General features: G+C 44.3%; 26 protein-coding genes and 3 tRNA genes. 14 read left to right on the top strand and 15 right to left on the bottom strand.

Going from position 1 to position 24,792, the window contains the following annotated elements; translation table 11 throughout:
• The first annotated feature begins 223 nt into the window (after window positions 1–223).
• Window positions 224–1,738, top strand: coding sequence for a succinyl-CoA:acetate CoA-transferase ScpC (gene scpC, locus IEV39_RS10675; protein ID WP_005282608.1), 1,515 nt, complete (start codon window positions 224–226; stop codon window positions 1,736–1,738).
• Between the two features lie 58 nt (window positions 1,739–1,796).
• Here scpC and IEV39_RS10670 read toward each other — a convergent pair whose 3' ends face one another.
• From IEV39_RS10670 to IEV39_RS10655, 4 genes are all read right to left on the bottom strand, one after another.
• Window positions 1,797–2,528 (bottom strand): class I SAM-dependent methyltransferase, encoded by a 732-nt coding sequence (locus IEV39_RS10670; RefSeq protein WP_005282604.1) that lies wholly within the window; start codon window positions 2,526–2,528, stop codon window positions 1,797–1,799.
• A 97-nt stretch (window positions 2,529–2,625) separates the two neighbouring features.
• Window positions 2,626–2,701, bottom strand: a tRNA-Phe gene (locus tag IEV39_RS10665).
• Window positions 2,702–2,842: 141 nt separating this feature from the next.
• Window positions 2,843–2,918: transfer RNA gene (locus IEV39_RS10660), tRNA-Phe, on the bottom strand.
• A gap of 107 nt (window positions 2,919–3,025) precedes the next feature.
• Window positions 3,026–3,403 carry a GNAT family N-acetyltransferase gene (locus IEV39_RS10655; RefSeq protein ID WP_004776129.1) on the bottom strand — a complete coding sequence of 126 codons (378 nt, stop codon included), beginning with the start codon at window positions 3,401–3,403 and terminating at the stop codon, window positions 3,026–3,028.
• A gap of 104 nt (window positions 3,404–3,507) precedes the next feature.
• Here IEV39_RS10655 and hisB point away from each other — a divergent pair, with 104 nt between their 5' ends.
• The 6 genes from hisB to hisA all read left to right on the top strand — a co-directional run bounded on the left by hisB (window position 3,508) and on the right by hisA (window position 7,608).
• The gene (gene hisB / locus IEV39_RS10650; protein WP_004776131.1) at window positions 3,508–4,101 is read left to right on the top strand and encodes an imidazoleglycerol-phosphate dehydratase HisB; all 594 of its coding nucleotides are present in this window, start codon (window positions 3,508–3,510) and stop codon (window positions 4,099–4,101) included.
• The gene (hisH, locus tag IEV39_RS10645; protein WP_005227740.1) at window positions 4,101–4,718 is read left to right on the top strand and encodes an imidazole glycerol phosphate synthase subunit HisH; all 618 of its coding nucleotides are present in this window, start codon (window positions 4,101–4,103) and stop codon (window positions 4,716–4,718) included. Before hisB ends, hisH begins: the two co-directional genes overlap by 1 nt.
• A 76-nt stretch (window positions 4,719–4,794) precedes the next feature.
• Window positions 4,795–5,289: a DUF805 domain-containing protein gene (locus IEV39_RS10640; RefSeq protein ID WP_005282596.1), complete on the top strand. Its 495-nt coding sequence runs from the start codon at window positions 4,795–4,797 to the stop codon at window positions 5,287–5,289.
• Window positions 5,290–5,429: 140 nt separating this feature from the next.
• The gene (locus IEV39_RS10635; RefSeq protein ID WP_005282594.1) at window positions 5,430–5,963 is read left to right on the top strand and encodes a DUF805 domain-containing protein; all 534 of its coding nucleotides are present in this window, start codon (window positions 5,430–5,432) and stop codon (window positions 5,961–5,963) included.
• A gap of 88 nt (window positions 5,964–6,051) precedes the next feature.
• Window positions 6,052–6,723: a 3'-5' exonuclease gene (locus IEV39_RS10630; RefSeq protein ID WP_005282591.1), complete on the top strand. Its 672-nt coding sequence runs from the start codon at window positions 6,052–6,054 to the stop codon at window positions 6,721–6,723.
• Window positions 6,724–6,873: 150 nt separating this feature from the next.
• Window positions 6,874–7,608: a 1-(5-phosphoribosyl)-5-[(5-phosphoribosylamino)methylideneamino]imidazole-4-carboxamide isomerase gene (hisA, locus tag IEV39_RS10625; protein ID WP_005282589.1), complete on the top strand. Its 735-nt coding sequence runs from the start codon at window positions 6,874–6,876 to the stop codon at window positions 7,606–7,608.
• Window positions 7,609–7,654: 46 nt separating this feature from the next.
• Here the strand turns inward: hisA and IEV39_RS10620 are convergent, their stop codons facing one another.
• On the bottom strand, window positions 7,655–8,206 hold the full coding sequence (locus IEV39_RS10620) for an XRE family transcriptional regulator (RefSeq protein ID WP_005282587.1): 552 nt from the start codon (window positions 8,204–8,206) through the stop codon (window positions 7,655–7,657).
• Window positions 8,207–8,365: 159 nt separating this feature from the next.
• On the opposite strand from IEV39_RS10620, the gene IEV39_RS10615 reads away from it, so the two are divergent.
• Window positions 8,366–9,208: a DMT family transporter gene (locus IEV39_RS10615; RefSeq protein WP_371873718.1), complete on the top strand. Its 843-nt coding sequence runs from the start codon at window positions 8,366–8,368 to the stop codon at window positions 9,206–9,208.
• Between the two features lie 59 nt (window positions 9,209–9,267).
• Here the strand turns inward: IEV39_RS10615 and IEV39_RS10610 are convergent, their stop codons facing one another.
• A complete protein-coding gene (locus tag IEV39_RS10610; protein ID WP_005282584.1) occupies window positions 9,268–10,527 on the bottom strand; it encodes an acyl-CoA dehydrogenase family protein in 1,260 nt (419 codons plus the stop codon).
• A 12-nt stretch (window positions 10,528–10,539) separates the two neighbouring features.
• A complete protein-coding gene (locus IEV39_RS10605) occupies window positions 10,540–11,790 on the bottom strand; it encodes an SfnB family sulfur acquisition oxidoreductase (protein ID WP_005282582.1) in 1,251 nt (416 codons plus the stop codon).
• A gap of 355 nt (window positions 11,791–12,145) precedes the next feature.
• On the opposite strand from IEV39_RS10605, the gene IEV39_RS10600 reads away from it, so the two are divergent.
• Window positions 12,146–13,546, top strand: coding sequence for an LLM class flavin-dependent oxidoreductase (locus IEV39_RS10600; RefSeq protein ID WP_005282580.1), 1,401 nt, complete (start codon window positions 12,146–12,148; stop codon window positions 13,544–13,546).
• Window positions 13,547–13,578: 32 nt separating this feature from the next.
• On the opposite strand, the gene IEV39_RS10595 is transcribed toward IEV39_RS10600, so the two are convergent.
• The 3 genes from IEV39_RS10595 to IEV39_RS10585 are packed head-to-tail and all read right to left on the bottom strand — an operon-like array spanning window position 13,579 to window position 15,587.
• Window positions 13,579–13,974, bottom strand: a complete 396-nt coding sequence (locus tag IEV39_RS10595; RefSeq protein WP_005227764.1) for a DUF4870 family protein — start codon at window positions 13,972–13,974, stop codon at window positions 13,579–13,581.
• Window positions 13,975–14,009: 35 nt separating this feature from the next.
• On the bottom strand, window positions 14,010–14,627 hold the full coding sequence (locus tag IEV39_RS10590) for a DUF1294 domain-containing protein (protein WP_005282578.1): 618 nt from the start codon (window positions 14,625–14,627) through the stop codon (window positions 14,010–14,012).
• A gap of 9 nt (window positions 14,628–14,636) precedes the next feature.
• Entirely contained in the window at window positions 14,637–15,587 is a 951-nt protein-coding gene (locus IEV39_RS10585; RefSeq protein WP_005227768.1) for a homoserine kinase, read from the bottom strand.
• Window positions 15,588–15,688: 101 nt separating this feature from the next.
• Here IEV39_RS10585 and hisF point away from each other — a divergent pair, with 101 nt between their 5' ends.
• Complete coding sequence (hisF, locus tag IEV39_RS10580) at window positions 15,689–16,447, top strand: imidazole glycerol phosphate synthase subunit HisF (protein WP_004657307.1); 759 nt, start codon at window positions 15,689–15,691, stop codon at window positions 16,445–16,447.
• 301 nt (window positions 16,448–16,748) lie between these two features.
• On the opposite strand, the gene IEV39_RS10575 is transcribed toward hisF, so the two are convergent.
• Window positions 16,749–17,393, bottom strand: a complete 645-nt coding sequence (locus IEV39_RS10575) for a sterol desaturase family protein (RefSeq protein WP_005282575.1) — start codon at window positions 17,391–17,393, stop codon at window positions 16,749–16,751.
• A gap of 116 nt (window positions 17,394–17,509) precedes the next feature.
• Here IEV39_RS10575 and IEV39_RS10570 point away from each other — a divergent pair, with 116 nt between their 5' ends.
• Window positions 17,510–18,517: an AraC family transcriptional regulator gene (locus IEV39_RS10570; RefSeq protein ID WP_005282571.1), complete on the top strand. Its 1,008-nt coding sequence runs from the start codon at window positions 17,510–17,512 to the stop codon at window positions 18,515–18,517.
• A 176-nt stretch (window positions 18,518–18,693) separates the two neighbouring features.
• The gene (aqpZ, locus tag IEV39_RS10565; RefSeq protein ID WP_005227775.1) at window positions 18,694–19,383 is read left to right on the top strand and encodes an aquaporin Z; all 690 of its coding nucleotides are present in this window, start codon (window positions 18,694–18,696) and stop codon (window positions 19,381–19,383) included.
• A gap of 49 nt (window positions 19,384–19,432) precedes the next feature.
• On the opposite strand, the gene IEV39_RS10560 is transcribed toward aqpZ, so the two are convergent.
• From IEV39_RS10560 to IEV39_RS10550, 3 genes are all read right to left on the bottom strand, one after another.
• A complete protein-coding gene (locus IEV39_RS10560) occupies window positions 19,433–19,675 on the bottom strand; it encodes a hypothetical protein (protein WP_005282568.1) in 243 nt (80 codons plus the stop codon).
• A 67-nt stretch (window positions 19,676–19,742) separates the two neighbouring features.
• On the bottom strand, window positions 19,743–20,816 hold the full coding sequence (locus IEV39_RS10555; RefSeq protein ID WP_032868507.1) for a DNA/RNA non-specific endonuclease: 1,074 nt from the start codon (window positions 20,814–20,816) through the stop codon (window positions 19,743–19,745).
• Window positions 20,817–20,975: 159 nt separating this feature from the next.
• Window positions 20,976–22,856, bottom strand: a complete 1,881-nt coding sequence (locus IEV39_RS10550; protein WP_005227781.1) for a potassium transporter Kup — start codon at window positions 22,854–22,856, stop codon at window positions 20,976–20,978.
• 123 nt (window positions 22,857–22,979) lie between these two features.
• On the opposite strand from IEV39_RS10550, the gene IEV39_RS10545 reads away from it, so the two are divergent.
• Window positions 22,980–23,069, top strand: a tRNA-Ser gene (locus IEV39_RS10545).
• Between the two features lie 109 nt (window positions 23,070–23,178).
• Here IEV39_RS10545 and IEV39_RS10540 read toward each other — a convergent pair.
• On the bottom strand, window positions 23,179–23,901 hold the full coding sequence (locus IEV39_RS10540) for a hypothetical protein (protein ID WP_005282564.1): 723 nt from the start codon (window positions 23,899–23,901) through the stop codon (window positions 23,179–23,181).
• Window positions 23,902–24,031: 130 nt separating this feature from the next.
• Between IEV39_RS10540 and IEV39_RS10535 the strand changes: the two genes are divergently transcribed.
• Entirely contained in the window at window positions 24,032–24,358 is a 327-nt protein-coding gene (locus tag IEV39_RS10535) for a helix-turn-helix domain-containing protein (protein WP_005282561.1), read from the top strand.
• Window positions 24,359–24,792 lie beyond the last annotated feature (434 nt).

Raw genomic sequence — 24,792 nt, 5'->3', positions numbered from 1 at the left:
ACTTTCTGCCCATTCAGTCGCACAGATACATCCTGTTTTACTTCACATATATTTATTTTTTTCTTCATAAATTCAAACAGCTAGATTACAGCTTTAAAATAGGCTGAAATACAAGTGAATAAAGCGTATGCAGCTGTATTAGACCTTAGCCTTATTTCAATCCACTTTTCATGTTTTAGCGCTAAAATCCATACCCAATGAAAAGCAAAATTGAGAATGGATGATGTCTTTAAGTCGTATTCGCCTTGCAGCTCTACACGACAAAGTGATGAGTGCAGAACAGGCTGCCAGCTTTATTAAAAATGATATGACGGTCGGAATGAGCGGTTTTACCCGTGCAGGTGAGGCAAAAGCTGTTCCTCAGGCACTGGTTGAACAAGCCAAGAAAAATCCGTTAAAAATCACGTTAATTACTGGTGCCAGCCTCGGCAATGACTTAGACAAGCAATTGACAGAAGCCGGTGTACTGGCTCGTCGTATGCCCTTCCAGGTTGACAATACCTTGCGCCGTGCGATTAACAACGGCGAAGTGATGTTTATTGACCAGCATTTGTCTGAAACCGTTGAACAGATGCGTAACCAGCAACTAAAACGTCCTGATGTTGCGGTAATTGAAGCGGTTGCGATTACCGAAGATGGTCATATCGTTCCAACCACTTCGGTCGGGAACTCGGCGAGCTTTGCCATTTTTGCAGAAAAAGTGATTGTTGAAATCAACACCTCACTCAGTGAAAACTTTGAAGGTCTGCACGATATTTATATTCCAACTTATCGCCCAACCCGTACCCCACTGCCATTAACAAAAGTGGATGACCGTATTGGTTCAACCGCAATTCCAATCGATCCAGCGAAAATCGTGGGGATCGTGTTCAATGACACCGCAGATTCACCATCAACCGTAACAGCGCCAGATGCAGAAACCCAAGGCATTGCCAACCACCTGATCAAATTCTTTGAACAGGAAGTGGCTGCAGGCCGTTTAGCCAAGAACTTAGGCCCATTACAGGCAGGGATTGGTTCAATTGCCAATGCCGTTTTAACGGGTCTTAAAGATTCAAACTTTGAAGATCTGGTGATGTATTCAGAAGTACTGCAAGACTGTACCTTTGAATTGATTGATGCAGGCAAAATGAAGTTTGCTTCAGGCAGCTCCATTACCTTGTCAGCGCAATGTGGCGAACGTGTTTTTGGCAATCTTGAGAAATACAAAGAAAAACTGGTGTTACGTCCACAGGAAATTTCCAACCATCCTGAAATCGTACGTCGCTTAGGCATTATCGGGATTAACACGGCGCTTGAGTTCGATATTTACGGCAACGTAAACTCAACCCACGTTTGCGGTACCAAGATGATGAACGGTATCGGTGGTTCAGGTGACTTTGCCCGTAATGCGCACCTTGCCATCTTCGTAACCAAATCAATTGCCAAAGGTGGTGACATTTCATCGATCGTACCGATGGTCAGCCATGTCGATCACAACGAACACGATGTTGATATTCTGGTGACTGAAGTGGGTCTTGCTGATTTACGCGGTTTAGCACCACGTGAACGTGCCCGTGTCATTATCGACAACTGTGTACACCCGCTTTACCAAGGCGCGTTAAACGATTACTTCGACCGTGCTTGCGAACGTGGTGGTCATACCCCACATATTCTGCGTGAAGCATTGTCTTGGCATGCCAACTTTGAAGAAACAGGTCATATGTTAGCGCCTGTAGAGATTGCTAAATCTGCTTAAGCTACGCATTTGTTTCTAAAAAGCATGCTTCGGCATGCTTTTTTTTATTTTCAGTCTTTCAAGTCGTTTGCCGCCCTACTCTCAGCAAGACTGGAAAGGTCACCTGCATCGGCTGCCGGATCAGCCGGATATCCTGTAAATCGGCTAAAGCACTGACCTGCATTTGATCTTGATAATGTTTGACTGCAGACCAGGTATTGAGATAATCCCACAACTGCTGTCCTGTCCAGCATAATTCAATCTGAAACTGCGGCATCGGAATGTCTTGAAAAGGAAATGGGATCGTTTGATAAAGCTCATCAATATAGCGCCGCTCTGCATCCCAGAAGCCGTTTAAGGTCTGATGGTAGAGCTGTTGCAGCCGATCATTTAACAACGCATCCTCAAGCGTTAACAGGCCATAACCAATCACTGCGAAAAGACCATCTGCTTTGAGGGTTCGTTTCACTTGTGCGTAGAATTTTTCAAAGTCAAACCAGTGAATCGCCTGCGCAACGGTAATCAGGTCAAAATACTGATCGGGGAAAGTACATTGTTCCGCGGCTTGCTGTAAATAGCTGACATTACGCAAGGCTGGCGCCTGATCAAGCTGGTTCTGACTCAGGTCAGTTGCTATCACCTGTTGAAAATACGGCGCAATCAGGCGGGTTAATTGCCCTGAACCTGCGCCACAGTCCCACGCACGGTCAAAACCGTTAAGCTGCTGAATTAAGCTATCTATGAGTAATTGTGGGTAAGTCGGCCGCGCCTGTTGATAAAGTTCACTTTGCGCCGAAAACAGATCTTTCATGCGATGTTATTCTTCAATTTTTCTACTTGGCTTCAATATAACAAACTATTGGCACAATAAAAAAAGCCCCAAACTTTCGTTTGAGGCTTTTTGAATATGGTGGCGAGACCCAGGATCGAACTGGGGACACACGGATTTTCAATCCGTTGCTCTACCTACTGAGCTATCACGCCAATGGGGTGTATTAAGCCGTATCTCGGCGCAATAGTCAATAATTATCATGAGCTTTTGATTTGATTGCCCATTTTTCACGCAATCAATTTTAAGGCAAAAAAAAATCCCTGATGGGATCAGGGATTGAAAATACAAATTTATGGTGGCGAGACCCAGGATCGAACTGGGGACACACGGATTTTCAATCCGTTGCTCTACCTACTGAGCTATCACGCCAAAGTGGGCGTATTAAACAATGTTTGTCTAAGCCCGTCAAGCAAATTTGTGGATTTTTCGTTTAAGCGCTTATTTTTGCTGCAAAGCATGGTTTTAAGGCCAGCTGTTTAGATTTTACCGAGATGCGACAGGCAACGATGGATTGCCCCACAACCCGGTTCAAACTGTTGCACGCCCTGCGCTTCTTCCATGCGGCAGACCTCTTCAACCAGACGTTCTGCCACACCGCGGCCACGATTGGCGGGATGCACCACAATATATTCCAGAACACGGCTTTCACCTTGTCCTGTCGCCCAAATTGCACCTATAATTTTGGTGTTAAATTCAGCAGTGTAAACTGTGGTATATTGCTGTAGATTTTGTTCAAGTTGTTCCATTGCATCTTGCCCGTCGCCAAACTCTGGGCTGGTATCGTAAAGTCGCTCGAGCTGAGTACGAATTCCTGAATCTTCCAGAGAACTGTAAGCATGTACGGTAATAGGCATTGATTAACCCTCCTGAGCAAACTATGATGCTGTCACTTTTTCGTCACAGCGAAACTATTGGTTTTTAATTCAATCATTTTTGACGTTTTTTGAGGAACGTGTCCATGACGCAACGTATCAGTGAAGTGGTAAGAAATACCAACGAAACAAAAATTCGAGTTCGTCTCAATCTCGATGGTACTGGTCAAGGCACACTCAACACTGGAGTTCCATTTTTAGACCATATGATTGATCAAATCAAGCGTCATGGTCTATTTGATATCGATATTCATTGCGATGGCGATCTGGAAATCGATGACCATCATACCGTCGAAGACTGCGGCATCACATTAGGACAAGCCTTTGCGCAAGCCTTAGGTGATAAGAAAGGCTTACGTCGTTATGGTCATTTTTATGCACCTTTAGACGAAGCATTGTCTCGTGTAGTGGTGGATTTGTCTGGTCGCCCAGGTTTATTTATGGATATTCCATTTACCCGTGCCCGTATCGGAAGCTTTGATGTCGATTTATTCTCGGAATTTTTCCAGGGCTTTGTCAATCATGCACTGATGACGCTGCATATTGATAACCTGAAAGGCAAAAATAGCCATCATCAGATTGAAAGTGTATTTAAAGCGTTGGCACGTGCCTTACGTATGGCCTGTGAAGTTGATCCACGAGCTGAAAATACCATTGCGTCAACCAAAGGTAGCCTGTAATGACCCGTATTGCGTTACTTGATTATGGCATGGGCAATCTGCACTCTGCGGCAAAAGCATTAGAACATGTCGGTGCAACCGTGGATGTGACCAATGATCCTAAACTGATTGCCAAAGCAGACAAGATTGTGTTCCCCGGCGTGGGTGCCATGCGTGACTGCATGCAAGGCATGCGTGAAGCAGGGATTGATGAAGTGGTGCGTCAGGCGGTCTTTAATAAACCAGTTCTGGCAATTTGTGTGGGGATGCAAGCCCTGTTACAAAGCTCGGAAGAAAATGGCGGTGTTGAAGCACTGGGTATTTTTGAAGGCGCGGGAAAACACTTTCCGGCAATCCCGAATCTCAAAGTGCCACATATGGGCTGGAATCAGGTACATCAGCTTGATCCAGAGCATCCAATGTGGAATAACATTGAACAAGATGCCCGCTTCTACTTCGTACATAGCTATTATGTCGAGCCAAGCGATCCAGCAATTATTGCTGCGACCTGTGATTATGGCGTGAACTTCTGTACAGCCATTCATAAAGACAATTTGTTCGCAACACAGTTCCACCCAGAGAAAAGTCATACGGCCGGTTTGCAGTTGCTGAAAAACTTTGTGGAATGGAAAATTTAACTGATCTGACATTAAAAAATCGCCATATCATGTGGCGATTTTTATTGCCCATAAAAAATAATTCAAACGACGAATAATGATGCTACAGCCCGTTTCTAAGCATTTATCAAACCCATTTAACCCTCAGGGACGTTTTGGCCGATTATCTTATCTGGCATGGCAAACTGTCATTTTCCTGATTATGATTCCGCTAAACATTTACCTCAGCTTTGAAATGTTTGGAATTGGCTTAGATCAGCCACATAAACAGCCTGACTTTTTAGCGTTATTTTTATGGCTAATCCTTGCACTGTTTTTTGTTTATAGCAGTATTATCTTTGCTATTCGACGTCTGCATGACTGTAATCGTTCAGGATGGTTTGTGCTGCTCTTTGCTGTGCCTTATCTGAATCTATTGATGCTTTTGTATCTGTTACTTGCTAAAGGTAATCAGGACTCCAATCAATATGCACCTTTGCACCCGACTGCAACTTGGGAAAAAGTCATGGCCTATATCGGATTGAGCTTAATGTTCATTCTCTCTGTCTTAATGTTTCTTGTTCTCATGAAAAACCATGCTATTTTCCCTTAATCTATGTCTATTATCTTTATCAACCTCTTCAACAAAACAAACTAGATCAAAATTTATATCATTTTTTAATTTACTCTTTATAATTTAGGCGAGTAAAAAAAATTTAATAACTGCTAAAAACTATTATTTTTGAGGGCTTCATGAATACATCACTACAAACAAATGATTCAAGTTTAAGTGCAAATGGACGTTTTGGACGTTTATCCTATTTAGGCTGGAATATGCTGATTGGAATTGCTTTCTTCTTTATTGGCGTTGTCAGTGCTTTCTTAGTACCGACCATGACCGATACATCTATAGGTTTTCTGACCTATATTTTAGTTGGGCTATTTATCATTATTTATATTGTAGCCTTATATGTAAGTTTTATTTTTACCATCCGTCGTTTACATGACAGGAACCAGACTGGCTGGTTATCACTGCTAATGCTTATCCCATTGGTAAACTTTTTATTCTTTATTTATTTAAGCTGTGCAAAAGGCGATGTGGGTATTAATAATTATGGCTCACCACGAATGACCCGAGGTTGGGAAAAAGTATTGGCATGGATCTATATTATTTTTATCCCGATCATTATATTGGCTTTGGCTGCGACCGCTATCCCAGCCTATAAAGAATATGTGCAAAGAAGCCAGCAAGCTCAGATTGAGCAACAGATAAATCAAGCTAAATAAATACCTCATGTTTGCTAAGCCAAGTTTCGACTTGGCTTTTTTATTTCAATAAAACCCTTTAAGCTCAGATAAATGACTTGAGTTTTAAATGCAGATGGACACACCTCAACACGCAGCAGTACCTTTGAGCAAGGAACAAATACGTGCCTTAGCTGCCTTTGAAAACCTTGTTTCAGAAAGGATTATTGTCATTCAAACGCTTGAACAATGCCTGACGCTACACGATCAACTCAGTTCCATTGCAGTGTTTGGTTTTGACAGTGAATCGAAACCGACCTTTAAAGTGGGGGAAAAGTCGACCGGCCCCCATGTCATTCAGCTTGCAACACACGATACCGCCTATGTTTTTCAGGTCAGTGCTGAAATTCTGGATTTTTTAAGACCGATTTTAGAAAATGAACAGCAACTGAAAGTCGGCTTTGGTCTCAAGAATGATGCACATATTTTCCGTAGCCGAGGTATCCAGCCTGCATCACTGATTGAACTATCCAAAAGCTTTGGCAGTTTTGGCTATCGCAGCCAGGTCGGTGTACAAACCGCGATTGCCCTGCTTTTCCAGCGTTATCTGGCCAAGAGTAAAAAGATCAGCACCTCAAATTGGGCAGTTAAACATCTTAGTCCACAACAGGTCAGTTATGCCGCAGCGGATGCTTATGCAGCATTGCTGGTATTTGAGCAGCTTTACCAGCAACACCGATTCACACCACAATTACAACAACAAATCATGAAAATACTTGAAGGATCAACAGACAAGGCTTAGAGATTGATCAATACTTTGCTAATATAGGGCACGCTGAACATTCAGAAATGCATTGCGTTATAGGCTAAATCGCCTGTTCTGTCGCAATCGTAGAGGGACGTTCAACAAGCCCTAATAATTTAAACTCTATGATGACGCAAGGAGCGGTGTATGCTAATCATCCCAGCAATTGACCTGAAAGATGGTAAATGTGTCCGTTTAAAACAAGGACGTATGGAAGACGATACTGTTTTCTCTGATGACCCTGTGGCGACTGCACAACATTGGGTGGATGAAGGCGCACGTCGTTTACATTTAGTCGATTTAAATGGTGCTTTTGCCGGCACGCCAATTCATAAACCTGTGGTCGAAGCGATTGTACGGGCCCAGCCAGAACTGCCTATCCAGATTGGTGGGGGTATCCGTTCACTTGAAACCATCGAGCATTATTTAGAAGCGGGTGTGTCTTTTGTCATTATCGGCACCAAAGCCGTGAAAGAGCCTGAGTTTGTAGAAGAAGCCTGTAAGCGCTTTGCCGGCCGTATTATTGTCGGTATCGATGCAATGAATGGCATGGTAGCAACCGATGGCTGGGCCAATATTACTGAGGTTAAGGCGACTGATCTAGCCAAACGTTTTGCAGATGCAGGCGTATCCAGCATTGTGTATACCGACATTGCCCGTGATGGCATGATGCAAGGCGTCAACGTTGAGCAGACTGTTAATCTGGCAGATTATTCAGGCTTACCGGTAATCGCATCTGGCGGTGTGACCAATCTGGATGATGTCCGTAACTTAAAAGGCCAGAAAGGTATTTTAGGTGCGATCACAGGCCGCGCCATTTACGAAGGCACCTTAAACCTGCGTGAAGCACAATTATTGCTGGATGAAGACAACCGTCTTTAATCCTGTATAAAAAAAGAAGTTATCTGTCCAGATAACTTCTTTTGATTTAATACAGCACATGACGCATGAATTTTAATGGCTGTGTCCCTCGATTGGCATAACCATAACGAACCGAACTTTCAAATAGAATAGAATCCCCAGCCTGCACAACGCGTGTTTCCTGTTCCAATTCCAGACTTAACTCGCCTTCGAGTACATAAATCAATTCCTGCCAGCCTTGTTGATCTGCTTCGGCATGATAGACCTCTCCGACAGCCAGTGACCAGCTCCATAATTCAACCTGAGTCGAGACTGGAACCGATGCTAACAGTGTCGCTTGACTAGCGGGCTGATGGCCTTGCCAGGCCAAGGTATTCACAATTGCGGATTCACCCAGTTCAGGCGGGCTAACAATACGTTTGAAATCGACCCCCAGTACCGCTGCTATCGCATCCAGTTTTGCCAGACTAATATTGACCTGACCCGTTTCTAAAGCGGCAATGGTACGGCGACTGACCCCTGCCCGGTCTGCCAGTTGTTGCTGGCTTAAATGACTCAGATCCCGAAAATGACGGATATTTTTTCCTACATGGCTCAGGACAGCATCGGATTGGCGCATGGGCAACAACATTTAAAAACTAAATCTTGCGCAATATATTGCACAATGTTCTCAAGCAATGCAATATGTGCAGTATATTGCACGTTGCATAGGATTGTTGTTTTGGCCACCTTATCCCAGTCTCCTAAAGCCGCCCAGTTTGCCCTGATTTTTATTACCATGATCTGGGGCGGTACTTTTTTAGCGGTGCAATATGCGCTGAATTTTAGCACCCCGATGTTTTTTGTCGGCTACCGCTTTGCAGTTGCTGCTTTGGTCATCTTTTTGATCTCGATTAAATCCATGCGCGGCCTAACCTTAAAAGAGAGCTTGGCGGGCACCGCCATCGGGATCGTCATTGCGATTGGTTATGGCACACAGACCATCGGCCTACAAAGCATTTTAAGCAGTGAGTCCGCCTTTCTCACTGCCCTGTATGTACCCTTGGTCCCGATTTTAATGTGGCTGATCTTCCAAAAAAAACCTTCTGTAATGACTTGGGTCGGTACGGCACTGGCCTTTACCGGCTTGGTGTTGTTAACGGGGAATGGCTTTTCCAGTATTAATTTCAGTTATGGACAAACGCTTACCCTGATCTGTGCCTTTGTAATTGCGCTTGAAATTATCCTGATTGGTTATTTTGCCGGGAAAGTTAATCTAAGACGGGTCACGGTGATTCAACTGGCAGTTGCTTCATTATTATCATTCGCCAGTATGCCCTTGGTCGGTGAACACAGTATTCCACCGTTTTCCTGGGGATTGCTGATCATTGCCGTGGCACTCGGCTTAGCCAGTGCGTTGATTCAATTTGTGATGAACTGGGCGCAACGTATGGTCGATCCAACGCGTGCTGCGATTATTTATGCGGGTGAACCGGTTTGGGCCGGTGTCATCGGACGTATTGCCGGTGAACGTTTACCGTTACTGGCATTATTTGGAGGACTACTGGTGGTGCTTGGAGTTTTAGTCAGCGAATTAAAGTTTAAATTCTTTACGAAGAAACCACTGCCAGAGAATAAATAGAGAAAGCAAAGTGCACAACAGTTTTGGTTGAATACAATCTATTGTGCACCTTTCAACAATTAGGCTGGAATTTCCTGCTGATTCATGGCTAAGGGACTATTGCCAATCTGCCACACATACGGCAATGGTGCTTGATTAACTTCCCAATCACCAATCACTTTCTGTTTATAGACCAATGGGTTGTGTGATGCAACCACACGGGCATTGCGCCAAAAACGGTCCAGCTGCTTGTCGGTGGAACTGGCCGATGCACCCAAGGCATTAAACAGCTCGCTACTCAAATTCAGTACCAGTTCGGCAATCACCACCTGCCCCTGCGCCGATACTAATTCAGCACGCTGATTGGCATCCAGCTCAGCCTGTTCATCATTTTGAAAATGCTGTAGATAAGCTGCATCTAGCGCTTCAGCAGTACTGAGTGCAATACTTTGAGCCGCATAGGCCTGTGCAGACGCTTTGCCAATTATTTGCAAAATTTGTGCGTCTTCACGTACTAGACTGGCATTACCATGACTATAAATCCGCGTCCGCTGACGCACTTCCCGCTTAAAGGTCTGCACTGCACTTTGTGCAATACCTGCCAAAGTCGCCAGATGAACTACTTGATAAAATGCGGTTTGATATTTAAAGCGGTTTTCAAACACCAAAATATGATCTCGTTCAATCTCCACATTGTTTAAGGTCAAGGTCCCGCTGCCCGTGGTTTTTTGCCCAAAGCCATCCCAGTCATCCACAATATCAATGCCTTGTGCCTGCGTTGACACCGCAGCAATCACATGCTGATCGGTGGTTTCATCCAGCGCGAACAGGTCAATCCAGTCTGCGAAAATCGTGCCTGTAGAATAATACTTCTGACCATTGATACGAAGTTTTCCGTCCTGCGCTGCCGTAACACGGGTTGCGACATCTCCAATTTCAACTTGACCAATTTCGGTCCATGCATTCCCCACAATCTCACCACGAACAAAGCGTTCAAACCACAGGGTCTGTGCTGCCGTTTTTTGTGCATTTAAGCGGTCTTCGACAAAGGCAAAATGCCCGCGTAAGGCCTGAACTACATTGGAATCGGCCTGAGCCAGTTCAATCAACAGCTGAAACAGTTGCTTTTGCGAAACGCCATCGCCACCAAAAGCCACAGGCACGCGTACCGCGCCAAAGCCCGCCTGTTTTAACCATTGAATCGGTTCATAGGGCAAGGTTCGGTCTTTTTCCCGTGCTAAAGCCCCTTCTGCAATGCGCTTGAAGATCGGACGGAACTTGCCCGCCACCTGCTCGTAATGTGCACCCAAGGCAAGATTTTGATTACTTTGACTGGTCATAATACCGTCCTCTTAGCTCCACGCATGACGTGGCAGTGCCACACCATTCAAATAGTAATTACCCACCAGATTGTATTTCCAGCGTACCGGATCATGCAGGGTATGCGTGCGTGCATTGCGCCAGTGCCGATCCAGATTCAGCTCGGATAAGGTGGAACGGGTACCCGACAACTCAAATAATTTATTGGCCGCCAAGAGTGCGATTTCAGTGGTTAACACTTTCGATTCAGCCGTGAGTAAGGTTGCTTCTGTTACGCTGTCTTCGGTTGGATTAGCCAAAGCACGGTCAATCGCCTCACCGGCCAAGGCTAAAACCGCCTCTGCGGCACGCAATTTAATTTTTAGCTCGCCGATATTGCTAATGGTATAAGGATCTTCACTGGCATGTTCCAAACCTGAATCAATCCAGGGACGGGCATGCTCACGCACATAGCGTATGGTTTCCTCAATCGCCCCACGCGCAATTCCCGCATCGACAGCGGACTGAATAATTTGTGAAATTGCACCTGCTGCTGTTGGACGTTCAAAAGCCTGATGGATCGGCACCACATATTTTAAATCGACCCGTACATGATCGAGCTGCACGCTACCACTGGCCGTAGTGCGCTGACCAAAACTGCTCCAGTCATTCACAATGGTCAAACCTGGGCTATGTTGCGGTACCAGTGCTGCAAATACTTTGCCCTCGTCACTCACAGCAACCACAGGAATCCAGTGTGCCAATAAAGCGCCTGTGGCAAAAAATTTCTGACCACTAATCAGCGCATAATCCTCTTTAAATTCAATTTTAGTGGTCAAATCCGCGACAGTTTTCGAGTTTTTTTCCGAGAATGCATTGCCTAAACGCTTGCCTTGCAGCACTTGTTCGAAGAAGAACTGCTGCTGCTCTAATGACGCATCCAAACGGATATGCTCTAAAAAGGCCCAATGATTTTGTGCAATCTGCCCTAAAGATGAATCTGCACTGGAAATAATGGTCACGACTTCAGCCAAAGTTTTATAACTCACCCCTGCACCACCGAACTGTTTTGGAATATTGATCCCCCACAGACCCGAGGCGGAGTATTGCTGGATTTCCTGCAGTGGCAGCTTGCGTTCATGGTCACGCTTTGCCGCCTCTTTGGCAAAAGTAGCCGCTACGCGATGGGCCACCGCAAGGGCTTCCTGATCTGAAGCAATCACATGTGCTGGCGTATTATTCAAGTAAAAATCTTGCGGAATACTCTGTGCATCTTCCAGTTTTATTTCTATTTTTGAGGTCATTATAAATACTCATTTTCCAGTTATAAAAATAAACTAGCACTATTTTTATTGCATATTTATAAGTTAAATATAGAAACTAATCTTTTTATTTAAAATAAACTCAAACCATCACTTATTTATTTAAAAAACAACTAAAAATCAAAAACAAACATCTCAACAAGACCGACTATCACGTTAATACCCCTTAACCAAGCAAAAATAAAATAACGCTTTGAATTTAATAAAAAATAACCATTAAAACCACAAACCAAAATCACGTTAAATACATTCATGATAAACATTGATTTTTTTATGATTAATCAATTCAATATTTTTTAATTAACATCAATAAAAATCTTTAATTTCGTAAAGACCAATGACTAAGCAAATCAGATTTAATGCCTTTGAAATGAACTGTATTGCGCATCAATCACCTGGATTGTGGCGTCACCCTCAGGATCGCTCGACCGAATATAAAGACCTCGACTATTGGACCGATTTGGCCAAGATTTTGGAACGCGGCAAGTTTGATGGTGTTTTTATTGCCGATGTTTTAGGTATTTATGATGTTTATCATCAATCGGCAGAACATGCACTCACAGGGGCCGTACAGGTTCCGGTGAATGATCCTTTGCAAATCGTGCCTGCGATGGCGGCCGTCACCAAACACTTGGGCTTTGGCCTGACCACTTCGATTTCTTTTGAACATCCCTATCCTTTTGCACGGCGCATGAGTACCCTGGATCATTTGACCAAAGGGCGTATTGGCTGGAATATTGTGACCTCATATTTAGAGAGTGGCTCAAAAAACTTAGGCCTTAAAACTCAAGTCAGTCATGATCAACGCTATGATATTGCTGACGAATATTTAGAAGTGCTCTACAAGCTCTGGGAAGGCTCTTGGGAACAAGATGCGGTGTTACGTGACAAGGAACGGGGTATTTTTGCCGACCATCGTAAAGTCCACCCCATCAATCATCAAGGCCAATATTTTAACGTTCCTGGCATTCATATCTGCGAGCCTTCACCACAACGCACGCCTGTACTGTATCAAGCAGGCGCGTCTAGTCGCGGCCAGTTATTTGCCAGCCAGAATGCTGAATGTGTGTTTATTTCTGCACCGACCCAAGCAGCCGTGAAAAAACTGGTGCAAGGTATCCGCTCCAACCTGATTGAACAAGGCAAAGACCCTCATTCGATTTTGATCTATACCATGCTCTCGATTGTGGTGGATGAAACTGATGCAAAAGCGCAAGCAAAATTCCAAGAGTATCAAAGCTATGCCAGCTATCACGGCGGACTCACTTTGGCATCCGGCTGGTCAGGTGTCGACTTCTCGCAATTCCATGCAGAAGACAAAGTTGAATATATTCATACCGATGCGATTCAGTCAATGCTGGATTCTTACGTAAAAGCCGATCCAAATCGTGTCTGGACCATTGAAGAGATTGCCAAATTTATCAGTATCGGTGGTAATGGCCCAGTTCTGGTGGGCTCAGCGGCCACAGTTGCAGATCAACTTCAGGCATGGATGGAAGAAACCGATATTGATGGCTTTAACCTGGCCTATATTCTGGCGCATCAAACTTTTGAGGATGTGGTGGAATATCTGATACCTGAGCTTCAGCAACGCGGAGTTTATCCAACTAAATATCCCGAAGGAACGTTACGCGAAAAGCTGTTTGGGCAAGGCCCATTGCTGCCTGAGCAGCATCGTGGCGCAAGCTATCGCTATCACTCCACAGCGAAAACCAACATCACGATAGAACTCGCTTAGTCGTTGCACTCAACCAAACGAGTTCTGATCGATTAGCCTTGGTACATCGGCTTGTTGTCATTCAAGGCGATCAAACCACGGATGGCACGATAGACGATCCAGATCCATGCCCCGAAAATCACGGCAAAAGCAAAGGTGGTTGCAGAAATAGCGACACCGGCAAAGGCAGTGCCATTATCACCTGTCAGGAACAGGAACGAGAACGGGATAAAGGCAATAATATTCCAGGCCAGATACCACCAGAAGGTGCGGATTTGCCAGGTAAAGTGACTTTCAAAAATCGAGCCTTGGACATCACTACGTTTAACATAGTTGATGATCAAAGCCACAATGGCCAATAAACCTACGGTAAAAATTGCAAGGATATAAAGGATGTACAGGACCAGAGTTAAAGTACGATTCGGATCTTGATCAACGGAATAATTCATTTCTATTTATCTCCAGTGTCAGACTCCGCTTAATATCAATAAAACACATTAAGTGGAGAAATTAACCAACATATCAATAATATATTAAAGACTATGGTACAGAAATAAATCTTCCGAAACGGTTGCTTTTGTGTTTTATGTCTCAGTTTTTGCTGAGCAAGCCAACCGGCGCACCATCCTCCCAAAGCATCCACAATATGCAGGGTCTGCTCGGGAATACGGCGATTCCCGAGTTGCGCCGCCTCTTTGTCCTGCGCATACAGCCAATAACTCACCACATTCATCAAACTGACAAATAACAGGGTATATGGCGGCAATAATTTGCTAAAACTGGCGACCAGCATAAAGACAATATAAATCACAATCGCAATCTGCATAGCCGACCACGGTTTAGTAGCGGTTGGCTTTTCAGCTTTGGCTTTATGCTCAAATACTTGCGAGGCTTTTAAATACACGGCTTGCTGAGCGCGATAACGACCGCGCTCATCCAGAATCACCACATACTCCAGCGCACAACCGATAATCGGCCTTGGCCCCGTGCGAGCAAAGTCTTTAATGTGAATAAAAACACGTTGTTTTTGCGGGTCATTGGGCTGGATAAAGCCATAGCCTTTATCATCAAACCACTCCACTAACCGACCTTGATCGCGCATGATATTTTCCTAGGCTGTGATTCGTTGTAAACGGTCTTGCATCATCATGCGCATTTGTAGCGGATCTTTTTGCAAAATATCATCGCCAGTACGCCCATGCTCGGCATTTTTTTGTGCCACCTGCAAACGCATGCTCCAGAAACGACAAGCCGCCATCGCCAGAAAGATATTTAAACAGGCCAACTCATCCTCAGTCAGCGTACGAATGCCTTGATAGGCAGCCAGGAAGGCATCGGCCTTGGCTTGATCGAGATGGGCTTGTGGATAGGCGGTACAGAAGTCATTGATACTAATCGCAATATCAAACAACCATTCATCCTGATTTAATTCATAAAAATCAAGGATGCCTTGCAACTGGTCGCCTTCAAATAAGGTATTGTCTCTGAATAAATCTGAATGAATAAAACCGGTAGGGCGATCTGGATGCTGTTGCGTGATCTGTGCAAACTGCTGAAAAACCTGTGCCAATAAAGCCTGATCGTCCGCATTCATTTGTGGCTTAAGCTGTGCGGCCACATCTGACCAGTATTGATGATTACGATTAAAATCACGCTCCAGCGGAAAGTCTCGCAAGGCCAAATGCAATTTTGCCTGCGCCTGTGCAATCGCCTGAATTTGCGCAATGCTGGCATCTTCAGGATGCTCGCCCATCAAGCGCGGTGCAATTTGTGCAGGCTTATCGGCAATGCTATGAATCGCCTGTCCGCTGTGCTTTAACGGCACTGCCACAGGCACGCCGGCCTGACCCAAACAATCCAGTACAGGCACCAGCTCACCGGCCCCTTCAGCATCTAACTCTTCAAACACTGTTAAAACATATTGTTTCTTTGATTGATCCACCAAAAAATAATTGGTGTTTTGAATACCGCCTTGGATTGGAATCAGGTCAATCACTGCTAAACCATAGGGTTCGGCAAAGGCTTGAACTTCTTCTAAACTCAACGGGGTATAAACCGACATGGAAAACCTGCAAAAAATAGCTGTGAAGTTTGATAGAATACCTGTTCCCTCCATGAAGGTGTAGCACCCCTTTCTTTATTGGCGATTTTTTGGAAAATTTTATGCTCGCAAAACGTATTATCCCTTGCTTAGATGTTGATAATGGTCGAGTCGTCAAAGGCGTTCAATTCCTTGATATTCGTGACGCAGGTGACCCTGTCGAAGTGGCGCGTCGTTATAACGAACAAGGCGCCGATGAAATCACCTTTTTAGATATTACTGCTACCCATCATGGACGCGACACCACCTACCGTACCGTAGAACGCATGGCAGAAAGCGTGTTTGTACCGTTAACTGTCGGTGGTGGTGTCCGTAAAGTTGAAGATATCCGTTTATTGCTGAATGCCGGTGCCGATAAAGTCAGTATCAACTCGGCAGCGGTATTTACCCCTGAGTTTGTACAGGAAGCCTCGCAACGCTTTGGTGCTCAATGTATCGTGGTCGCGATTGATGCGAAAAAAACCGGCGAGAACAAGTGGGAAATTTTCACCCACGGTGGTCGTAAACCGACCGGCATCGATGCGATTGAATGGGCCGTAAAAATGGCCGACTTCGGTGCAGGCGAATTACTGATTACCAGTATGGATGCCGATGGTACCAAAGCAGGCTATGACATTGCCTTGATGCGCCAGATTAATGACCGTGTCAACATTCCTACCATCGCTTCCGGCGGTGTAGGTAATTTACAGCATTTGGCTGACGGTATTTTAAAAGGTGGTGCAGATGCGGTACTGGCGGCTTCTATTTTCCACTTTGGTCAACACACCATTCCAGAAGCCAAACAATATCTTGCGGCACAAGGTATTGAAATGCGTCTCTGATGCATCAGGGATAGAAATATGAACCTCTCTGATGAGAGGTTTTTTTATGGAAAGCTTTTTACAGGCAAAAAAATACCTTGCTGGGCAAGGTAAGAAACGGCGTTATACAACGCTAGAGGGTAAAACATACATATCCATTTTGAGCAAAATATAGTCAAATATTTTGTCTGAGCTAAAGTAGCGCTAAAATCTGTAGAAATATTGACATTAAAAACCATTTTTATTGACAATTTACGACAAATTTTTTGATTTTCCCATCATGAATCGCTGATCAAACCCGCATGCTGTTTTATCGGTCGCTTTAAGCCACCGCATCATCGGTTTGATCTTGCGACGGCACTGCTGTGACCAGTTTAGGTTTGTGTTCCACCCATTTTACCGGGAAAACATCCTCTACTGCTTGAGTCAGTGTTTTAGACAATACTGCTGGCAAGCGGAGACCCAATGGATTAGCCTCTTTTAAGTCTGCAGATGAGACCACACGGGTACCCATCACATAATCAAACCATGGTCGGGTCACACACCAGTTGGCATCCTGATTGGAATTCATGTGATGATCATAATGCCAAGGAATGGTTCGTTTGGCCCAATCCGGTTCCAGATGCGCACGGCGATGTACATAATAATAATTGCCTGCACTATACAGCGCGGCCAGAGACATACCCTTTGAAAGTGGGTAGAACGCCACACTGGCAACACCGGCCACCACCGCCAATGACATGATTTCATTACGTGTGCGCCAATGCTCAACACCTTCTACATAACAGTCGTCAGAGAACTGCTGCTTACGCACTTCACGATGGTGGGCCCAGTGCGACTCCATGCTTTTCGGTACCGGACTATAGCGTGGCTGACCGGGACGATGTACGCCATGCAAAATGTATTTATGGGCAAACCATTCAAATGCGTTAGCCACTGCCAAGCCTGCGATAAAACCCTTAATCATGGTCTTCTCCCCTATATTTGCTTATTTTTATTCAGCATATAAATTTTGATAGGCGAAGTATTGACGATAGGCTATAGTTATATTGACAAAACACGACAAGCGAACAGGTGGACAGGATGTCACAGCTCAAGCACTATACCGGCTCTGTTTTTGGTGGTTTGGGGCATTTGTTAAAAGCCTATTGTGAAGCAGAACAGATTGCCATTCCTGAACAATTACAACAGGTTCAGAATCAGGAACGCTTTGATTATGTGATTTGGCGGGATCTGTTAGAAGATCTAAATCGACTACATCCGAAGAGTGGCCTAGGCTTGGAAATCGCCGCCTATGTACAGCCCAAACATCTGGGGATTATTGCCTATCTGGCCTTATCCTGTGAAAATCTGGGCGAAGCTTTAGCGCGTTATCATGACTTTCACCGCCTGATTTATGATGGCAGTCCTTTGGTGGTCGAATTCAATGATCGGTATGCCTCCATCCGCTGGGAAGCACCTGAACCGCATCCGACCCAGTTGACCGATGAAATTGCCATTGCCCTGATGGTGCAATTCCTGAAACTGTTTATGTCCGGTGACACAATTCAGCTGCATGAAGTGCATTTCGTCAATGCTGCACCGAAAAATATCAGTATTTATGAGCAGTATTTCCACTGCAAAGTGCGCTTTGATCAGCCTAAAACACAGTTACTGCTTCCAGTCAGCGAAGCATTTAAACCCTTACGTAGCGGTGATCACACCTTACAGCAACTGTTGTTGCAGCAAGCCCAAGCCTTGCTGGATAAATTGCCCAATTCGACCCAACTGGATCAACGGCTACAACATGCCATTTTAACCGGCCTGCAAAAAAACCAATATCAGCTGGATTTTATTGCCGAAAAGCTGGGCCTTTCCGTGCGCCAATTACAACGTCATTTACAACAACAACACACGACTTTTCAGCAACGGGTGCAACAGGTGCGCTTTATGCTAGCCACTGAATATCTTAAGGATCCGCATCTCAGTTTGCAGGAAATTGCGCTACTGCTATGTTATTCGGAACAAAGCGCTTTTCAGCGTGCTTTTAAAATCTGGACCGGACAAACCCCGCAACAGTGGCGAAACAACAACACAATTTACAATTCTTAATAAAATTACCCATGAACTAACGGTTTCACAACTGATCCATTTTTTCACACGTTTTATACAAGAGCCTATACACCTATGTGAAATAGTTCACACTTTTTCACACGGTTGACACATATCCATAATAACGTTTTGGATGCTTGTTTTTTTTATTTTTTAAAACATGTTTGGTGATAACAATGAACAAATATTTAGCAGAATTTCTTGGTACTTTTTGGCTTGTTTTTGGTGGTTGTGGTAGTGCTGTACTTGCAGCAGCATTTCCAGAGCTTGGCATCGGCTTTCTTGGTGTAGCACTTGCTTTTGGTTTAACTGTATTAACAGGCGCGTATGCCTTTGGTCATATTTCAGGTGGTCACTTTAACCCAGCGGTCAGCGTCGGTTTATGGGTCGGCGGGCGTTTTAATGCCAAAGATCTGGTGCCCTATATTATTTCTCAGGTGATTGGTGGTGCGCTGGCAGCATTCGTACTGTACATCATCGTACAAGGTCAGGCCGGCTTTGCTGGTACAGGGGGCTTCGCGACCAACGGTTATGGCGAACTTTCTCCAAACCACTTCTCTGTGGCTTCAGCATTCCTGATTGAAGTAGTCCTCACAGCCTTCTTCCTGATCGTGATCATGGGTGCAACAGACCGTCGCGCACCCGCTGGCTTCGCACCGATTGCAATTGGTTTGGCCCTCACCCTGATCCACTTGATCAGTATTCCTGTCACCAATACCTCGGTGAACCCGGCACGTAGTACTGCGGTGGCGTTGTTTGCGGAAACTGCTGCACTTAGCCAGTTGTGGTTATTCTGGGTTGCACCAATCATTGGTGCCATTATCGGTGCAGTGATCTACAAAGTGGTGGGCAGCGAGAAAAACTAAGCGCATCATACCGCATAAAAAAACAGCCCTTAGCGGCTGTTTTTTTTATTTATAAAAATGGATTCTCAATATCCTGTTCAGGCTGGCGCTCGATCTGTTCAGGCAGCTCCTGTTTCTCTAAGGCTGCCACCACCTCATTGATAAAGCCTTGTAATGCCTTTGCGGTTTTTAAACCAGCCTGATCTTTGGTGATTTGTAAATTGCCATACAAACTCACACAATCCACCTGATTTTCCAGGGTCAGGTCATAAATTGCTGACGACTCATCACCATGTTCAAAAGGTTTAAACATCTTTCTCTCTCGTTATTGTTGTCTCTCACCCAACATGAGCCAAGCACGATCACTTTGCAAGCGTTTCTTAGCGCAACATTTGTAAGAAATACTGTACCAAGGCATTGATCAGCTGGTTAATCATGGCCTGCTTGGTCTGTTCATCAATCTGCGGCAACTTGCTGCCTGCCGACTCAGTCGATTGTGAGGTAAATTGACGCTGCTGGGCCTGAATGGCATCAGTCTTGGCTTCTTCCGCACACTGACTTTGCCCATCCCAATGTGAATAGCTAATGTCCTTGTTCGGCTTCACCTGCTGCGCAGACAATGGCAACTGATAGACATTGCGTTTCTGCTGTTCGGTCAATTGCGGGAATAAATTAATCCCCAGCTTTTCTTCCAGATAGCAGACACTCACCACTTTGACCTGCAGTGAATTATTGTTTGGCGCATAGTAGGCACCAATAATGCCCTGCTTGGGCAAATACACCGCTTTATACACCGCGGTCGGGACAATCACCCCTTTACCAATGGTTTTCAGGCGTTTGCCTTCAAAGATTGGTCCAGTCAGCACATAAGCATCTTTATGCTGTTTGGTGACCATAGAGCGCACCGCTTCTTCCAGTTTACGCCAGACTTCCTGATTATTTTTTGGTGCTTGCGGCACCATATTGGCCAGGGAGAAACTGTCATACTGGGCCGCGGTATTGTTCATGTCCCCGTTAGGTGCCATATGACCACGGTCATAGCCGGAACCACGATAATCCGATAACAACGCGCGATGCGCCAACTGCACCCGGGTTTCTTCATGGAAATTATCTTCACGTTTGATTTTGACACTTAAACGTTCAGGGGTGAGATATTCCGCTGACCACAACGGCGTTTTGGAGATGCCTGAATACATCACATTGAAGTCGTTAAAACACAAGGCATAACTGTCTTTTTTCAGACTATCCTTGCTCAATAACGGCGGCACATCACGATAGAACGGTTTTAAACAGGCGCCATTACTGGACTGGAACGGGATCAGTTTCGAAATTTTTTCATTGCCAAACGCAATCGCAAAACTTCCCGTCGCGACTGCAGCCAGCACAAGCTTTCCAACATTCTGGCTCAAAAAAGCAAATGGAGTTTTACCCTTTCTGGTTGGTCTCTTCGCCATAACTACATCAAAATCAATATGAACGCGCAGCTTAACAACTCAAAGCCTTGCTGTATATTGGGTTTCAGCCTAGAGCGACATTTTATGTCGCAAATCTGTACACTTGCTCAACAGACAATAAAAAAGGCACTTGAGCGTGCCTGTTTTATCAACTTAAACTTAAATTTCGATCTGGCTGCCCAGTTCCACCACACGGTTGGTCGGGATCTGGTAAAAGTCACTGACCGGACTGGTATTGCGCTGCATCGAGATAAACAGCTTTTCACGCCATGGTGACATGCCATCACCAACGGTATGCACAATACGATCTCGCGAAATGAAGAAACTCATTTGCATCATATCGAATTCAAAATCCAGTTGCTTATAGGCCTGTTCCAGCGCGACCGGAATATTCGGCTGGTCCTTGAAGCCATAATAGACATAGATGCGATAAAAGTGCTCATCCAGCTTTTCCACTTTTAAGCGGTCGGCTTCAGCCACATAGGGAATATCCTGCGTATAGACCGTCACCATCACATTGCGCTCATGCAGCACTTTGTTGTGCTTGATGTTATGCAACATCGCATGCGGCACAATATTCGGGGTACCAGTCAGGAAAATCGCTTCACCTGGCACATATTGGGTTTCCTTGCTCATGCCAATACTTTTAATAAATAACTCGATCGGCAAGGCATTGGTTTCCATGCGGTTATACACGATTTCACGACCACGTTTCCAGGTCATCAGAATGGTATACACCACCACACCAATCAGGATCGGCACCCATCCGCCAGAGAGGATTTTTAATGAGGTTGAACCGACAAAAATCAGATCTATGATCAGGAATGGCACCGCAAACAAAGCCACTTTCCATGCTGGCCAACGCCACACCCCATAGGCCAGCGTCGAGATCAGGATAGTACCGCAGAGCATGGTCATGGTCACCGCAACGCCATAGGCACTTGCCAGTTCGGCACTGCTTTCAAACAGCAAAATGAGGATCACCACCGAGATAAACAACACCCAGTTAATGAAAGGCAAATAGATCTGGCCCTGCTCTACATCAGAGGTATGGTGCACGGTAAGACGTGGCAAATAGCGTAACTGCATGGCCTGATTGGCCATCGAGAACACACCGGTAATCACGGCTTGAGAGGCAATCACCGCTGCGGCAGTTGCCAGCCCAATCATCGGGAATAAGGCCCAGTCAGGCACCAGCAGATAGAACGGGTTTTCAATCGCCTTGGCATCACGCAACAGTAAGGCGCCCTGACCTGCATAATTGAGCAGCAAGCACGGCAAGACCACGATAAACCAGGCCAGCTTGATCGGCATACGTCCAAAATGGCCCATATCGGCATACAACGCTTCCCCACCGGTCATGGTCAGGATCACTGCACCCATGGTAATGAAGGCGACCGTTGGCTGGTCATAGACAAAATGCAGCGCCCAGTAAGGATTGACCATCATCAACACATACGGGGTCTGAATGATGCTCCATAGTCCAATCAGGCCAATGGATGCGAACCATAATAAGGTGATCGGCCCAAAGAATTTGCCCATGGTGGCAGTACCATGTCGTTGCACCATAAACAACGCGGTTAAAATACCCAGCGCAATCGGGACTAACCAACGATCCAGTGTGGGTGTGATCAGACTCAGGCCCTCAATCGCAGACAGTACCGAAATGGCTGGCGTAATAATGCCGTCACCAAAGAATAGCGATGCCCCGATAAAGCCCAATGCGATCAGAAAGATTTTATTCTTGTTGCTGAATACGTTAGAACGCAGGTTCAACGCCAGCAAAGACATGATCCCGCCTTCACCATTGTTGTCTGCACGCATGATCATCGACACATATTTAAAACTGATGGTCAGGTTCATGCACCAGAAGATCAGGGACAGGATGCCGAGAATCGATCCTTCGCTGATATCTACATGTCCTGTGACAAAGCATTGCCGTATCGCATAGAGCGGACTGGTCCCAATGTCTCCAAATACCACCCCTAATGCTGCCAGCGTCATCGCGGGCAATGCGGCTTTTTTTGCAGTACTTTGCATATTATGTCGCTTCAAACTAAAACGTTATATGGCGCAATCTTATCATTAGCCAAAAAGTTTTTCTGCAAATCTGTTCTTCACAACTTGGCAGCCCGCATTTTTTTGGTTACTATCGCACACCTTGGTGAGGTGTCCGAGTGGCTGAAGGAGCACGCCTGGAAAGTGTGTATACGTTTGCGCGTATCGAGGGTTCGAATCCCTCTCTCACCGCCAGAATTTATGATCATGTGTTTGCATGAAATAAGAAAGCTTAAATCGAAGGATTTAGGCTTTTTTTGTTGGTATCGACTTAGAATAAAATTAAATCGCTTAAAGTCCGAAATTAGCGATAGGTACGGATTAAAGCATCTTCCAAGCTACGATTGGAAATACTATTTTCAAACCAACGCATGGTCTCTGGACCAAAATAGAGATTGGTATAAATACGACTATCTACCCCAATGGCAGAAATCGTTTGCCATGAACGTGTCATGATTGCGACCGGACTTCCCGCTTTATCAAATTCAACTAACGCAGGATCAACATCATAACGGTTTGAAGCACCATTAAATTCTGTAATCGGCTGTTTAAGACTTCGATTAAGTAAAGCATTTATATTTTTCTTATACTGACGTACTTCATTGCCTTTTGCCAAAGCCTGTTCGATAAACATTTTTGCAGCCAGATCTTTTTCTGAAATATAAATACCCGTATCTATCTTACGATTGGCATCACTAAAATTGGCTTGATGGGTTATATATTTTTCTAAATAAATAGTATCGAAACTACGTTTCTCTAATTTATATTTATCATTAAGTAACGCTTGGTTCAACTTGATAAGATTATTATTTCCTTCTTGTGTCAGTATTAAATATTTATCCCGAATACTTTTGTTTTGCATCTCATCCCAGACTCGGGCAGTGCCTTTACTTATCCAACCATCATAAGCTTGAACACCTTTAGAAATAGAATTCACCGTTTGATCTGCCATTGTTTGCATCTGTTGGCAGCCAGTTAACGAGCCAAGCAGTAAGCCTGCTGTAATTAATATATTTAAATTATTCATTTGTTATCCAATTAAAAAATTAAATTCGAAAAACTAAGTATTCCTTAGGTAAATAAAATACTAAGCAATCCTTAGTAATAAATCAATTAAAAACTAAGAAAATCTTAGTTTTGGTCTTTATTGATAAAAAATGCAGCCACATTTTTCTAATGTTTTTGCGATGAGATTGCGGCTAGCACGTAAAGCCAAGGGCCTTTCTCAGGAAAAATTAGGGATTTTAGCGGGAATTGATGAATCGTCTGCCAGCGCACGGATGAATCAATATGAACGCGGCAAGCATGTGCCTGATTTTTTAGTTGCATCTAAAATTGCAGAAGTATTAGAACTTCCGACTGCTTATTTTTACGTTGAAGATGAAGTACTTGCTGAAATTCTTCGAAGAAGTTACTCACTTGATGCCGAAAAGCAAAATCGACTTTTGAGTTTTATTCAGGATTTAGAAAAAGACAAACTTTAGATTTACTGAAAAAATTCCTTCTAGAATGAATTTAATCTCGTTATCGAAAATTATTTCGGCTTGTACAACCTCATAAAAACAAATATATTTCATACATTTACCAATAATAATCATGATTTTTATAATCATGCTCAGCATTTAGCATACCGAAATAAAATGATGGAGGATTTCGGTATTTTATGGATGGGTTGAGGGAAAAGCCTCCTTCTTAGCAAGAGAATAGAAAGTTCTTTTCGACTAATCTAACGAGAAAGATATTATATTCTGAATGTGTCCTTAATTGAATGTTGTGAAGTTTCAAATTACTTTCAACTTAACAAAAATATTTTTAGATTTTAATAAAATTCAATTGAACAAGAATGATGTTTTTTTCTGATAATTAAGACTAATTTCTAATTATTCTTAATGACAACAATTAGAGATAATGACAATAT

The sequence above is a fragment of the Acinetobacter courvalinii genome (assembly GCF_014635545.1).
Lineage (GTDB): Bacteria > Pseudomonadota > Gammaproteobacteria > Pseudomonadales > Moraxellaceae > Acinetobacter > Acinetobacter courvalinii.
Note: the sequence above shows the minus strand (reverse complement) of the source record. Positions and strands in the feature narration are given on the sequence as shown.